General features: G+C 62.4%; 12 protein-coding genes and 1 tRNA gene. 8 read left to right on the top strand and 5 right to left on the bottom strand.

Annotated features, from left to right (window positions below):
• Positions 1-8 precede the first annotated feature (8 nt).
• The 6 genes from fabF (at position 9) to LH19_RS05030 (ending at position 5,507) form a co-directional block, all read left to right on the top strand.
• Positions 9-1,271 (top strand): beta-ketoacyl-ACP synthase II, encoded by a 1,263-nt coding sequence (gene fabF, locus LH19_RS05005; protein ID WP_054725364.1) that lies wholly within the window; start codon positions 9-11, stop codon positions 1,269-1,271.
• 300 nt (positions 1,272-1,571) lie between these two features.
• Complete coding sequence (gene mltG / locus LH19_RS05010) at positions 1,572-2,489, top strand: endolytic transglycosylase MltG (protein WP_082396229.1); 918 nt, start codon at positions 1,572-1,574, stop codon at positions 2,487-2,489.
• Positions 2,490-2,532: 43 nt separating this feature from the next.
• On the top strand, positions 2,533-3,285 hold the full coding sequence (locus LH19_RS05015; protein ID WP_054725370.1) for an alpha/beta fold hydrolase: 753 nt from the start codon (positions 2,533-2,535) through the stop codon (positions 3,283-3,285).
• Positions 3,286-3,451: 166 nt separating this feature from the next.
• Positions 3,452-3,937: a 2'-5' RNA ligase family protein gene (locus LH19_RS05020; RefSeq protein WP_054733033.1), complete on the top strand. Its 486-nt coding sequence runs from the start codon at positions 3,452-3,454 to the stop codon at positions 3,935-3,937.
• Between the two features lie 61 nt (positions 3,938-3,998).
• Positions 3,999-4,075 (top strand) — tRNA-Met (locus tag LH19_RS05025).
• A gap of 178 nt (positions 4,076-4,253) precedes the next feature.
• Positions 4,254-5,507 carry a tyrosine-type recombinase/integrase gene (locus LH19_RS05030; RefSeq protein ID WP_054733036.1) on the top strand — a complete coding sequence of 418 codons (1,254 nt, stop codon included), beginning with the start codon at positions 4,254-4,256 and terminating at the stop codon, positions 5,505-5,507.
• A 15-nt stretch (positions 5,508-5,522) separates the two neighbouring features.
• On the opposite strand, the gene LH19_RS29355 is transcribed toward LH19_RS05030, so the two are convergent.
• Positions 5,523-5,831, bottom strand: a complete 309-nt coding sequence (locus LH19_RS29355; RefSeq protein WP_322787401.1) for a DUF5818 domain-containing protein — start codon at positions 5,829-5,831, stop codon at positions 5,523-5,525.
• Positions 5,734-6,393: a lytic transglycosylase domain-containing protein gene (locus tag LH19_RS27750; protein WP_082395425.1), complete on the bottom strand. Its 660-nt coding sequence runs from the start codon at positions 6,391-6,393 to the stop codon at positions 5,734-5,736. Before LH19_RS27750 ends, LH19_RS29355 begins: the two co-directional genes overlap by 98 nt.
• A gap of 127 nt (positions 6,394-6,520) precedes the next feature.
• On the opposite strand from LH19_RS27750, the gene LH19_RS05035 reads away from it, so the two are divergent.
• Both LH19_RS05035 and LH19_RS05040 read left to right on the top strand, forming a co-directional pair.
• Positions 6,521-7,429 carry a DUF7146 domain-containing protein gene (locus LH19_RS05035; protein WP_054725373.1) on the top strand — a complete coding sequence of 303 codons (909 nt, stop codon included), beginning with the start codon at positions 6,521-6,523 and terminating at the stop codon, positions 7,427-7,429.
• 103 nt (positions 7,430-7,532) lie between these two features.
• On the top strand, positions 7,533-10,001 hold the full coding sequence (locus tag LH19_RS05040; protein WP_054725375.1) for a strawberry notch family protein: 2,469 nt from the start codon (positions 7,533-7,535) through the stop codon (positions 9,999-10,001).
• A gap of 137 nt (positions 10,002-10,138) precedes the next feature.
• On the opposite strand, the gene LH19_RS05045 is transcribed toward LH19_RS05040, so the two are convergent.
• From LH19_RS05045 to LH19_RS05055, 3 genes are read right to left on the bottom strand one after another with little or no spacing between them, the layout of a single operon-like run.
• Complete coding sequence (locus LH19_RS05045) at positions 10,139-11,143, bottom strand: tyrosine-type recombinase/integrase (protein WP_030540398.1); 1,005 nt, start codon at positions 11,141-11,143, stop codon at positions 10,139-10,141.
• The gene (locus LH19_RS05050) at positions 11,140-12,054 is read right to left on the bottom strand and encodes a tyrosine-type recombinase/integrase (RefSeq protein WP_030540399.1); all 915 of its coding nucleotides are present in this window, start codon (positions 12,052-12,054) and stop codon (positions 11,140-11,142) included. Before LH19_RS05050 ends, LH19_RS05045 begins: the two co-directional genes overlap by 4 nt.
• The gene (locus LH19_RS05055; protein ID WP_054725389.1) at positions 12,048-13,595 is read right to left on the bottom strand and encodes a tyrosine-type recombinase/integrase; all 1,548 of its coding nucleotides are present in this window, start codon (positions 13,593-13,595) and stop codon (positions 12,048-12,050) included. Before LH19_RS05055 ends, LH19_RS05050 begins: the two co-directional genes overlap by 7 nt.
• Positions 13,596-13,602 lie beyond the last annotated feature (7 nt).

Below are 13,602 nucleotides of genomic sequence, written 5' to 3' on the forward strand. Positions count from 1 at the left end.
GAACGATTATGCGCCGGGTTGTGGTGACGGGTTTGGGTTTGGTGACGCCGCTGGGCGGCGACGTCGAAACCAGCTGGAAAAATCTGATCGCGGGCAAATCGGGCGCCGGTCCGATCACCCATTTCGACGCGTCGGACCAGAAATGCACGATCGCGTGCGAGGTCAAGGGCCCCGACCATGAATATGGTTTCGACCCCGGCAAGCGGGTCGATCACAAGGTCCAGCGTCAGGTCGATCCCTTCATCATTTTCGGCATCGACGCCGCGGGGCAGGCGCTCGAAGACGCCGGCCTCACCGAAATGACCGAGGAGCAGAAGGTGCGCGCCGGCTGTTCGATCGGTTCGGGCATCGGCGGCCTGCCGGGAATCGAGAGCGAAAGCCTGCTGCTCGCCGAAAAAGGGCCCGGCCGCGTCTCGCCGCATTTCGTTCACGGCCGCCTGATCAACCTGATTTCGGGGCAGGTCAGCATCAAATATGGCCTCAAGGGCCCGAATCACGCCGTCGTTACCGCCTGTTCGACCGGCGCGCATTCGATCGGCGACGCGGCGCGGATGATCCGCGACGACGACGCCGATGTCATGCTTGCGGGCGGTGCAGAGGCGACGATCTGTCCGATCGGCATCGCGGGCTTCGCGCAGGCACGCGCGCTCAACATGAGCTACAACGACCGCCCCGAGCAGGCGAGCCGCCCCTATGACAAGGACCGCGATGGCTTTGTGATGGGCGAAGGCGCGGGCGTCGTCGTGCTTGAGGAATATGAGCATGCCAAGGCGCGCGGCGCGAAGATCTATGCCGAGGTCGTCGGCTACGGCCTGTCGGGCGACGCCTACCACGTCACCGCGCCCGATCCCGAAATGGACGGCGCCTTCCGCTCGATGAGCGCGGCGCTCAAGAAGGCGGGCATGACCCCCGCCGACATCGACTATATCAACGCGCACGGCACCTCGACGATGGCCGACACGATCGAACTCGGCGCGGTAAAGCGCCTGTTCGGCGACGCGATGAGCAATGTCTCGATGAGCTCGACCAAATCGGCGATCGGCCACCTGCTCGGCGGCGCCGGCGCGGTCGAAACGATCTTTTGCATCCTCGCGATCCGTGATCAGGTCGTGCCGCCGACGCTCAACCTCGACAATCCCGACGAGGGGACCGAAGGCGCCGACCTCGTTCCCAAGGTTGCGAAGAAGCGCAAGGTCAAGGCCGCGCTCAACAACAGCTTCGGTTTCGGCGGCACCAATGCCAGCCTGATCGTCAAGGCGGTCGAGGACTGATCTCGATTCTCCCTGTCGCGGAGCGATGGGGAGGGGACCGCGCCCGAGGAGCGTGGTGGAGGGACGGCGACGGCAGCGCCATCGCCCCTCCGTTAGCGCTTCGCGCTGCCACCTCCCCATCGCTCCGCGACAGGGAGGACCAAAAGCCTCTTTCCTACATCGCGCCGCCATGCTCTATCACCCCGTCGCCGGTGTCGGCTAAAGGCGACGAAGGAGACAATTTCGATGCGCGCATGCGTATCCTTTGTCTCCTTAAGAGCGAATAGGGAGAAACTGGTGCATCCGTTCCGCTGGCTGACGATGGCGATCTTTGCATTGTTGCTCGCCGCCTGCTCGGGCGGCGCGCCGCATGATGCCGAGGTTGTCGTCCCGCCGGGTGCGAGCATCGCGAAAGCGGGGCAGATCCTCGAGGAAAAGGGCCTCGTCTCGGCCTCCGAGTTTCGCAATCAGGCGCGCTTCTTCGGCTCGGACGATCCGATCAAGCCGGGCGAATACAGGATCGAGAAGGGGATGGACGCGGGCGACATCCTCGCACTTTTCCAGTCGGGCAAGACCATCCAGCGCCTCGTCATGATCCCGCAGGGCATGCCCTCGATCATGGTGTGGGAACGGCTGATGGCCGAAAAGCGGCTCAAGGGCGAAATCCCGGTGCCCGCCGAGGGCAGCATCCTTCCCGACAGCTATGCCTTCACCACCGGCGAAAGCCGCGCCGCGGTCGTCAAGCGGATGCAGGGTGCGATGGACAAGGCCTTCGCCGAACTCTGGGCAAAGCGTTCGCCGCGCACCGCGGTCAAGGACCGGAACGAGGCGATGGCGCTCGCGTCGATCGTCGAAAAGGAAACGTCGGTCCCCGCCGAGCGCCGCACCGTCGCCGGCGTCTATACCAACCGTCTCGCGGTCGGCATGAAGCTGCAGGCCGACCCGACGATCATCTATCCGGTCACCAAGGGCAAACCGCTCGGCCGCCGCATCCTGCGCTCCGAAATTCTGGCGGTAAACGACTATAATACCTATTCGATGATCGGCCTGCCCAAGGGACCGATTGCCAATCCCGGCAAGGCGTCGATCGCCGCGGTGCTCGATCCTGAGGCGAACGACTATCTCTTCTTCGTCGCCAAGGGCGACGGCAGCCATATTTTCGCGCGGACGCTTTCCGAGCATAATGCGAACGTCCAGAAATGGTATGCGCTGCGCCGCGAGCGCGGGGAGATGGAATAGCAATTGTTGCCCTTCGCCGGGCGACGGAAGCAGGAGAAGCCGGGTGGCCGCAGCAAAGCTCTTCCTTCATGGCGTCCCCGACAGCCCGGCGATCTGGCGCCCGCTACTCGCCGCGCTTGATCTTGGCGATACCCCGGTCGCGGTGCCCGCACTCCCGGGTTTTACCGGCCCGCTCCCGGCCGGATTTCCGGCGACCAAGGAGGCCTATGCGGATTGGGCCGCGAAAGAGGCGGAGGCGCTGTTCGCGGAGCACGGTCCGATCGATATCGTCGGTCACGACTGGGGGGCGCTGATCGCACAGCGCGTCGCGATGCTGCGACCCGACCTGATCCGCAGTTGGGCGGTCTCGAACGCGGTGATCGACCCGGACTATCGCGGCCACCGGCTGGCCCGCATCTGGAACACGCCGATCCTCGGCGAACTTTTCATGGCGCTGAGCAAGCCGGCAAAGCTCGCCGAGGGCCTCGCCGCGCAGGGCATGCCGGCCGATATCGCGGCAGAAGAGGCGGCGCAATGGGCCAGCAAGGACAAGCAGCGCGCGATCCTGAAGCTTTATCGCTCGGCAAAAGGGCTGAGCTTCGAGCATGACTGGGCGCGCGACGTCGGCCGGCTCCCCGCAAACGGTACGCTGATCTGGGGGGAGGGCGATCCCTATGTCGAACTGTCGGTGGCGCAGCGCTTTTCGTCGAACACCGGCACACCGCTGACCGTGATCGAAGGAGCGGGGCATTGGGCGATTGCCGAACGGCCGCGCGAGGTGGCGGCCGCGCTCTTGGCGTTCTGGAGCGGGCTTTGATCGGTGCAATCGATCACTATGACTGGCACACTCGATTTGACCCCGGTGTCAATCCCTGCTTGGGCAGCGGCGCGCGACCTTCCCGCAGAGGCGCGCAATAGCCGGCCCGGACATCCCCCCTCCCGTCCCGGCCGCTGGCGCCGTGCCCATCATCGTGACTGCGACGATGGGTGCGGCGGACCAGCATTATTTCGACGCGCTGCGTACCGCCCATTTTCCCCCGGATCGCAATCATCTCGCGGCGCACATCACACTCTTTCACCAACTGCCACCGTCGTGTCTCGACGAACTGACGCGGCTGATCCGCGCCATCGCCGCCGACACGCCGCCTCCGGCCGCGTCGCTCCGCGAAGTCTATTCGCTGGGCGGCGGTGTGGCCTTCCGTATCGACAGTGCCAGCCTGCTGGCGATCCGCGACCGCATCGCCGACCACTTCTTCGGCGCGCTCACCGCGCAGGACCGGGGAATGCCGCGTCTCCATATCACCGTCCAGAACAAGGTGACGGCCAGCGAGGCCAAGGCGCTGCTCGCCCGCCTCACCGAAGATTTCCGTCCCCGGCCGCTGGCGATCGCCGGACTCGCCGCGCACCATTATCGCGGCGGCCCGTGGGAGACCGCCTTTGCGGCTAATTTTCGCGGACGGCGTACATGATATTGACCGCCGCAATCGCGATGCCTATAGGCGCGGCTCGCCCGATGCGGCGACCCTTCGGGGCGGAGTAGCTCAGCCGGTTAGAGCAGCGGAATCATAATCCGCGTGTCGGGGGTTCGAGTCCCTCCTCCGCTACCATTCCTTGATCCGGAAGCTTCCACTAGCTTCCGCATTTTTCCAAAAATCGAAAGAAAAGCAGAGGTTTGCGGGTGATTCGCGTCCGCATGCGCCCATGGTCTTCCACATGCAGCCAGATTTGGTGTGGGGGTATTTTGGGGGTATTTTCGCGGAGTGTCGGAAAGGAGCGATACCCCCAATGCCTCTCACGGAGACTCAGGCCCGAAATTCCAAGCCAAGTGATCGCGCCTACAAGCTGGCCGACGGGGAGGGCCTATTCCTGTTCGTCCAGCCGAACGGATCAAAGTTGTGGCGGATGAAGTACCGCTTCGCAGGCAAGGAGAAGTTGCTCTCGTTCGGCGCTTACCCAGACCTCGGGATAGCTGCAGCGCGTGCCAAGCGCACAGCCGCAAAGGCGTTGCTAGCCGAGGGCAAGGATCCAATGAAATCCAAGGGGGAAGTGATCTCGCAGGAGGGTGCCACTTTCTTTGATGTCGCAAAGCGCTGGCATGAAAATCGAAAGAGCGCGTTGAATGCCGCGCACGCCGAACGCGTCTGGTCGCGCATGGAAAGGGACGTGTTTCCAGCCATCGGCGAGAAACTCGTTCATGAAATCACGGCGCCCGACGTCCTGGCAATGATACGCAAAATCGAAGCAAGAGGCGCGCTCGATATCAGCCGGCGTGCGAAGCAAGGGGTGGGGCAAGTCTTCCAGTTCGCAATCGCGTGTGGCCTGGCCTCGAATGATCCGACGACACATCTGCGTGGGGCGCTAAAGCCGCGACCACGAGTGAAGCATATGAGCCGTCTGCCGCTCAGCGAATTGCCCGCATTCATCGAGAAGCTGCATGCCTACCAGGAAGAGGGCGAACGGCGGTCCTCAATCACCCGTGACGCAGTTCTCTTTGCGCTCCTGACTTGGGTTCGAACGAAGGAGCTCCGCTTCGCCGCCAAATCCGAGTTCGAAGACCTCGGCGGCAAATCACCTGTCTGGCGCATACCGGCCGAGCGAATGAAGATGGGACGAGAGCATTTGGTGCCCCTCTCGCAGCAGGCAACGCACATCGCGAAATCTATGATAGCAGCAGCGCCTGGCGAGTTTCTCTTCCCGGGTAATGGCCCAAACATGCCGCTTTCAGAGAACACAATGATCTACGCGCTCTATCGCCTCGGATACCACAGTCGCCAAACCGTACACGGCTTCCGGGGCTTGGCGAGCACCTGGGCCAATGAGCAGTTGGTCGAGTTCGGCAAGCCGCCCATGTGGATCAGGAAATACCATGAGGATTGGGTCGAACTACAGCTCGCGCATTCGGAGAAAAACGACGTGCGTGGAGCTTACAATGCCGCTGAATACCTGGCTCCTCGGCGCCGGATGATGCAGGACTGGGCTGACTATCTGAGCGGCGGGAAGGTCATCGACATCAAGAAGGCAGGGAAGCGCGCAGCCTGATAACTATGGCTTCGATCAGACCGGTCCAATCCAGTCTGCGCGCAAACGATCTCGACCTGCGACAACCCCCTCGACAATCACCGCTGATCCGACGAATTCGCATTTGGGTTCTTCGCTCTCGATGATCCAGACGACGTCGTCTGTCGTGGTCAGGAACAACCCGCGTCTACCACGGCTCAAAACTCCCGAGACGCGTCTTCGATCCGCGCTCACAACACCCCCCCGTTCAAAAACGCCAATGGCGCAGCACTTCACGCACATAGGCCGGTGTCTCGCCATTGCGAGGAATACCGCCTGCGCGCTCGACGGCACCTGGACCTGCATTGTAGGCAGCGAGGGCCAGATGAACCACCCCGAACTTGTCCAGCATCTGGCGTAGGTATCGGGCCGCACCCAAGATGTTCGCCTTGGGATCGAAGCGATTTGAAACGCCAAGGTCCCGCGCTGTCCCTGGCATCAATTGCCCCAAGCCTGCGGCCCCGGCCTTGCTGATGGCCATCGGATTATATCGTGATTCCGTCCATACAAGAGCGTCGAGAAGGCCGCTTGGTAGCGAGTATTGAGCCTCAGCAGCGTAAACATGAGGAAGGTAGCTTGCCCGACGGAAGCCCGATGGCGCGCTGCTTTGGGGCTTTGGATATCGATAGGGCAGATAGGTTCGACCCGCATCGGTAGCCAGCGGCTCGGACGAGGCCGTTGGAGGCTTTCTCCAAATGCCATGTTCGACGAGAAGGAAGCCATCAGTCCCTTCTGCAACGCGGAAGCCATCGGTCGTCAACTCCGAGGCAACGGTCATCTGAGGGGGCTCCATCTCCTGCGCGTGAGCGGGGAGGACGGACCCAAATCCTGTCGTTGCCCCTGCAACTACTGCCCATTTCAGTCTCATTCCCAAATCCTTTGGTGGTCGAATCGGGAAAGAACATATATAGAACATATGATGTAGGAAAATGAAACGTCAGCGACGCAGAGCGGAGGCTGCGCGGGTGGAGGCACGTTACGATGGAGATGCCCCCATGCACCAACACCGATCATCCCAATTCCAAGGTCTGCAACTGGAAACCCGCGCGCGCAAGATAGTCGAGCAGCTGGGCGGTGCCTGGTCGCGTTCGCGCGGAATGTGCTGCTGTCCGGCCCACGACGACCGCACTCCTTCGCTAAGTATCACACTCGGAAAGCGCGCAATTCTTGTTCATTGCTTTGCCGGCTGCACGAACGAGGCGGTGATAGAAGCCATGGCCGGGCTCGGAATAAGAATTGCGGATCTGTTCGATGGCACGAGTGGTCCGATCGTGGCCGAACCGCGCGAGGAAGTCGCCAATCGCAATGCGCTGAGGCTCTGGCGTGAGGCGTCGACCATCGCTGGCAGCCCCGCCGAGAAGTACCTCGTGTCCAGAGGCATCACGATTTCTTCGCCGGAGCTGCGTTTCCACCCGCACATGCCGCTGGGGCCAAAGGGTGCTGTCCGGTTTCTACCCGCGATGGTGGCAGCCGTGCGCAATGATGCCGGAATTCTGGCGCTGCACCGCTCCTTCCTTGACCTCGACAAAACCAGCTTGGCTTCTTTCGATCAGCCCAGGCGTGCGTTAGGCAGCCCCGGTTCTGGGGCGGTGCGTTTCGCGTACCCGAATGGCGGACGCCTTGGCCTCGCAGAGGGAAACGAAACGGCCCTCTCAGCGATGCAAATGTTCAAGGTTCCCTGCTGGGCGACGCTAGGAAACGAACGCTTCGGCTTGGCCACAATCCCGGAATCGGTGCACCAGCTATATCTCTTTGTCGACAATGATGCGGGCGGGCGCCTTGCTGAAGAGCGTGCGCGAGAGGCCTACGCTTGCGAAGGGCGGCTGATTGTCACCAGGCGTCCGGAGCTAACCGGCGACGACTGGAATGATGTGCTCATGCGCTCAGTCCGAGCTGCGGTCTGAATGTCGGTTAGAGGAAAGCGGGCTTGGGGCCTTGTGAGGCCCCCGGGCGGATCCATCCGAACGGACACCCGGACAAACCCAGGGCCTCTTCAGGAGGTCTCTCATGTCACACGCAAATACCGCTTTCGCATTCTCCGATCCCGCCGAGCTGCCAGTGCTGGCAGCGGCGAGGGCGCTGGCCGCGCGGCTCGTTGCAGATCAAGCAATTTCACGGCTCACTGTGAATGCAACGATGGCCGATCACTTCGGCGGTAGCGACGCCGAAGGACGCTGGTCCGTACGCGATGCCCATGCGGCACTTGAATTGGCGCAGGTGTTGTTTCTGGCGCAGGCGACCGAATTCTCACCTGCAATGTCACCCAGCTTTGCCGATGAGGCTTTCACGCGCCTTGAAGGTCTGGTCCCGACCCAGTCCAACCGTAGCGACGAGCAGATCGAGTGGCAACAATTCGCGACGCCGCCCCGTCTGGCCTGGATGGCTGCAAAGGCATGCGCGATTTCTGCCGCTGAACTGGTTCTCGAACCGTCGGCCGGGACCGGGATGCTGGGCGTATGGGCAGCAAAGGCAGCTGCGCGTCTCGCTCTCAACGAGATATCGCCGCTGCGCCGCGAATGCCTGGGCGCCGTGTTCCCAGAGGCGACAGTCACGGGATTTGACGGGGAACTGATCGACGAACTTCTCAAGCCCGACGTGGGTCCGAGCGTGGTGCTGATGAACCCGCCCTATTCACACGGAATCGAAAGGGGCCACGATAGTCGCACTGGCGATCGGCACTTGCGTTCTGCCTGGAATCGCCTTCTGCCCGGTGGCCGCCTGGTCGCAGTGATGCCCGAATGGTTCGAGCTTCCGAAGTTTCTTGTCGGGATCGCCGGTCCCGTCTCGTTGCGCCTCAACGCGATGATCGAGCGCGGTTTCGTCAAGCAGGGCACCTCTATCGCAACCCGGCTCTTGGTTCTCGACAAGGCTGACGATGGTACCAGCCCGATCATCGCCCAGCCGGCAAACTTTGCCGAGCTTCATCTGCTGATCGATATGCTGCCTGACCGGGTAAGCCTGCCCGCCGAGCCCAGCATCGGCATCAAGCCAGCATTGCCGCTTCGGCTGGTTGCGAACAGGACGAAACCTGTTCCACTTAAGGTCCATCCAACCGCTGCGGCGCCGTCGATCCTGCCGCTTGATTTTACTCCGCTCGAAGCACCTGCGCCGATCGAAAGCCAGGTTGGGCATTATTTGCCCTACCGGCCGAGCCGGATCTCAATTGCAGATGCTGTCCCGCATCCGACCCCCCTGGTCGAATCCGTTGCGATGGGTTCGATAACCGCACCCGTGCCCGAAGTGGTGCCTCAGCTTCCGTCGAGCCTCATTGCTGGGGGCGTCCTATCCGCTGCGCAGGCCGAGACCCTGATCTATGCCGCAAGCGCGCATGCCCGCGATCTGCCGGTACGGTTTGAGCCCGACGACAAGGGCTGTGCCTTGAAGGCGAGCCCCGACGGGCACGCCTACCGCATGGGCTACTTTCTTGGTGACGGAACTGGTGCAGGGAAAGGACGGCAGGTCGCTTCCGTCATCCTCGACCGGTGGGTGAGGGGCGAACGGCGCCACATCTGGATTTCCAAGAACGAAGCTTTGCTCGAAGATGCCCGCCGCGACTGGACCGCGCTCGGAGGCCTTCCCATCGACGTCCAGCCCCTTGGCCAATGGAAGCTCGGTGTCCCGATCGGGATGCGCGAAGGCATACTCTTCGTGACTTATCCGACACTACGCTCGGGCCGCAGCGACGCGACACGGCTCGAGCAGATTCTCGAATGGGCAGGGGAGGACTTCGACGGGCTCATTGTCTTTGACGAAGCCCATGCGATGGCCAACGCCGCTGGCGGGGAAGGCTCACGTGGTAAGGTCAAAGGATCGGAACAGGGCATTGCCGGTGTTCGCATCCAGAATCTGCTGCCGCGCGCCCGCGTGCTCTACGCATCGGCGACCGGGGCATCCGACGTCAATAATCTCGCCTATGCCACCCGTCTTGGGCTGTGGGGTCCCGAGACGGCTTTTGCCAATCGCGAAGCCTTCGTCGCAGACATTCGCGATGGCGGTATCGCTGCAATGGAACTGGTCGCCCGTGATCTGAAGTCACTTGGACTGTACGCGGCGAGGGCACTTTCATTCGCCGGAGTTGAGTACGAGATTCTCGAGCATTGCCTGACCCCCGACCAGGTAGCGGTTTATGACGCGTATGCAGACGCTTGGGCAATCATACATGGCAACCTGCGCGAGGCACTCGAGGCAACCCGGATCGTCGACACTGATAGTGGCGAAACCCTCAATTCAGGTGCCAAATCAGCGGCGCTTTCGGTTTTTGAAGGCACCAAGCAGCGCTTCTTCGCGCAGCTCCTTCTATCGATGAAGTTGCCGAGCCTACTGCCCGCAATCGACGCGGCACTTGCGGACGGCAACGCGGTTGTCGTGCAACTCGTCTCGACCGCCGAAGCCATGCTCAACCGCCGCCTCGCTGATCTCTCCGATGCGGAACGCGAAGCACTCGAAATCGATCTCTCCCCTCGCGAATTCCTGTAATGTTGAGCTCAACATTACACATATTCTTTGCAGTCGCAGTTTATGTCGAGCGTGGCGGCGGTAGGCGCAGGTTTCCTTCGGTTTTCCATGATTTCACTCCAGATAATATGAGTGCCAGGGGGTTGTCCGGAGACGGGCTAGGCCCGCCTTCGAACGTCGGTGAGCATCGTGATCAGGGCATCGGATGGCGGCTTGAAGCGCCCGGGCTTGATGGCAGGAGCGCCGTGCGCCGCGAGAATCTGCAGCTTCTCCTCGGGATCGGCGCGCAAATAGGTCTCGGTGCTCTGGATGCTGGCATGGCCGAGCCACAATGCGACTTTGCGAATGTCCCCTGTCGCCGCGAGCGTGTGCATTGCGCAGGAGTGGCGCAGCACGTGCGGTGTTACGCGCTTGCCAAGGATCGACGGCTGCTTCTCTGCCGCGCGCTTGACGTGCTCCGCCAAACGGAACGCAAATCCGTCGCGGGTCATGGGTTGCCCGCTGGCATTGAGGAATATCTCGGCAGCTTGCGCATCGGGGCGGATCGCAAGCCACGCGCGCAATGCGAACTGAGTCTCCTTCCAGAGCGGGAGGACCCGTTCACGCCGTCCCTTGCCCATGATGTGCACGGTGGACAGGAAGCGGTCCGGGAAATCGCGCAGTTGTAGCGTTACGAGTTCCGACACCCTCAGCCCGCCAGCATAGGCCAGATGCAGCATTGCGCGATCGCGGGTGCCAAGGCGTGTCCGGGGATCCGGGGCGTCGAGCAAAGCCTTGATCTCTGCCCGGTCGAGGTAGTCGATCAGCGCCTTGTCGGTCTTCTTGGTAGGGATCGATCTGACGCGAAGGGCCTGATCCAGGCAGGCCGGAATACGATACTCGATGTAGCGGAAGAAGGACCGGATCGCGGCGAGCCTGCCATTGCGGGTCCGAACACAGCTGCCGCGACCGTTCTCGACATGGTCAAGGAAGGCCATGATCATGTCGGTGCCGAGATCCTCGATCTCGAGATCGGTCGGCCGACGCTTCAGCCGATCGGCAGCGAACTGGACCAGGAGGACAAAGCAGTTGGCATAGGTCTTCACCGTGTGCGGACTGACAGCACGTTCGCGCGGCAGATGTTCACGCAGGTAGATCGAGAGGTGCGGAGCGAGTGCCGTCATGCCGCTTCTCCCCGGTAAAGTTGCTCGCTGGCGACAGCGATATCGCGCAGCAGCACCGGAGTGGCCTCGAGATACCAATAGGTGTTGGCGACCGACGCATGCCCCAGATATACGCTGAGTCCGGCCATGTGGTGTGCGATGGCTTCCCTGTCGCGCGGACAGGACTCAAGGGAACGCACGGCGAAAGTGTGCCGCAGGTCGTGTAACCGCATCCCGGCCGTTCCGGTCGGTCCGCGGTATCCGAGCTGCCGGGCCAGCCTGACGAACACCACGTGGGCGCGCACCTTGTGTGGTGCTCTCCCCCGAATGGTCACGAACAGGTCATTGCCCGTGGCGCCAAGCCTTGCTCGGGTGGCGAGATATGCTTCGAGCGCCTGACGGGTCGATGGCTGCAAGGTAATCAGCCGCTGCTTGCCGAACTTGCCGTTGCGGACGATCAGGCCATCCTCGACCAGATCGTTGCATTGAAGAGCGAGGGCCTCGGAAATCCGGAGACCTGTCGCCGCCAGCAGGCCGAACAGATAATGATACGTGTACGGGCTGATCGTGCCTTGGGGCGCAACGTCCAATACCGCGGTCATGATCGCCCGGACCTGTTCCGGTTCGATGATGGTCGGGGTCGGGCGTGGCCGCTTGCCCCGACCGAAGACGCCCGCAGGCGGAACCTCGTGAGCTGGATCTTCAGCATGAGCGAAAAGGCTGAAGTTACGTACGGCGTCGAACCTATGGCGGGCCACGTTCTGCGAGCTTGCCGTGTGGCACCAGTCGTAAATGCGCTGCACTTGGGTGTGCCGGTCACCGGCGCGGCCGGCGAAATCGGCGTATTGGCGCAGCAAGCGTTCCTGTTCGGAGAACTTCCGTCCCAAGCTGCGATGGAGCGAGACGTATCTGGAAATGTGCATGTTCAGCATGACGGTTCTCCCGGCCATGGCTGCGCGATCTTCATGAGCATCGGCAGATCGACCTTGGCGTAGATGGCAGTGGTCTCAGGCGAGCTGTGACGCAGGATGGTCCCAACGGACTCCAGGCCTGCGCCCGCGCGCAGCAGGTTGGTGGCAAGCGAATGCCGGAATATGTGCGACCCGGTCGACACTCCTTCGATCCCACCGCGGTCGCGCGTTCGAGCGACGATGCCCGCGATCTCGGCGGACGAGCGGAATGGCCGAAACGGTGCTTGTGCACGCAGGAACAGATGCTCTTCGGCGGCCTCCGGGCGGGCTGCCGCAAGATATGCCAAGATCGCGTCGCCGACATCCTGCGGCAATGGCAGACGGTCCGGTCGACGCGTCTTGCCCTTGACCGTCAGGTGGCCGGACCGCCAGTCGATGTCGTCGAGACGCATGTCCTGAACATCGGCAGCCCTCAGGCCGAGCCTGGCGAGCAGGAGAATGATGGCCTTGTCCCGGACTTCTACCGGACGATCTGTCGGGCAGGCCGCAATGATCCTCTCGATCGTTGCCGGGTCGACGTGGCGCGGCAGCGTCGAAAGGCGGTAGCGCTGCACTGATGGAACTGCATGCAACAATGCAGGCCGGCACTCGCCACGCACGACCAGAAACCGGATGTAGCTCCTCATTATCGTGACGAGCAGCGATGCCGAGCCCGGCGTCTCCTTGCTTCGTCGTTGAAATGCGCTCCTGAGTCCGGCGGCATCCCATTGCGAAGGCTCGCCCAGCATCGGCATGAGCCGTCTGATATCGGTCCGGTAGCGCCGGATCGTCTCATCGGTGACGCCGCGATGTTGCTTGAGCCACGTGAGGTAAGCCGACATGTGCGGGTCATCGTCAGCCACCGGTTCAACCGATGGGATGACACCGCGGCCTCGCAGGAACTCGACGAAGTGCCGTGCGCATCGCCGCCGCCGCTTCGTGCCCGTGGCGACCAGCTTGCCGCGCTTGCGCCATACCGGGCATCGGCAATCATGCGCAGCGTACTGGTCGATGATCGTGTCGTCGATATCGATCCATTGGCGTCGCGTAATGCGAAGCCAGGCCATGAAATGCTCGGCCTCGGACCGATAGGCCTGCGCGGGTCCCTCGGCGAGTTGCAGGCGATCGATCGCATCGGAATAGTCAGCGAGGTGCCGTGGCAGATCGTCGATCCCGTCGTCGACTTCGACGTAGCCTTGATCTTCCAGGAACCGGACGAAGCGCCTGACCCTTGCTGCTTGGTCAGCCTTGTAGTGCGCTTGCTGCGCCGAATACCGGTGGCACCGACACCGATGCTTCTCGAACCGCCGGACAGCCCGATCGTCAATCGTGCGGATCGCGATCTCGTGCAGGTCCAGCCAATGCAGGAAATGGCGGACCGCCGCGCCATACAGAACCGCACAGCCTGACCTCTCGTCGAGCGACAGAGAGGAGAGAAATGCGGCGAGAAGAGTGCCGTGACTGGGCGAATCTTCGACCCGGAGCGGGGCAGTCCGAAACGGCAGTGATGATCGTGTTCGCATGTTGGCT

It is taken from the genome of Sphingopyxis macrogoltabida (assembly GCF_001314325.1).
In the GTDB taxonomy this organism is placed as follows: domain Bacteria; phylum Pseudomonadota; class Alphaproteobacteria; order Sphingomonadales; family Sphingomonadaceae; genus Sphingopyxis; species Sphingopyxis macrogoltabida.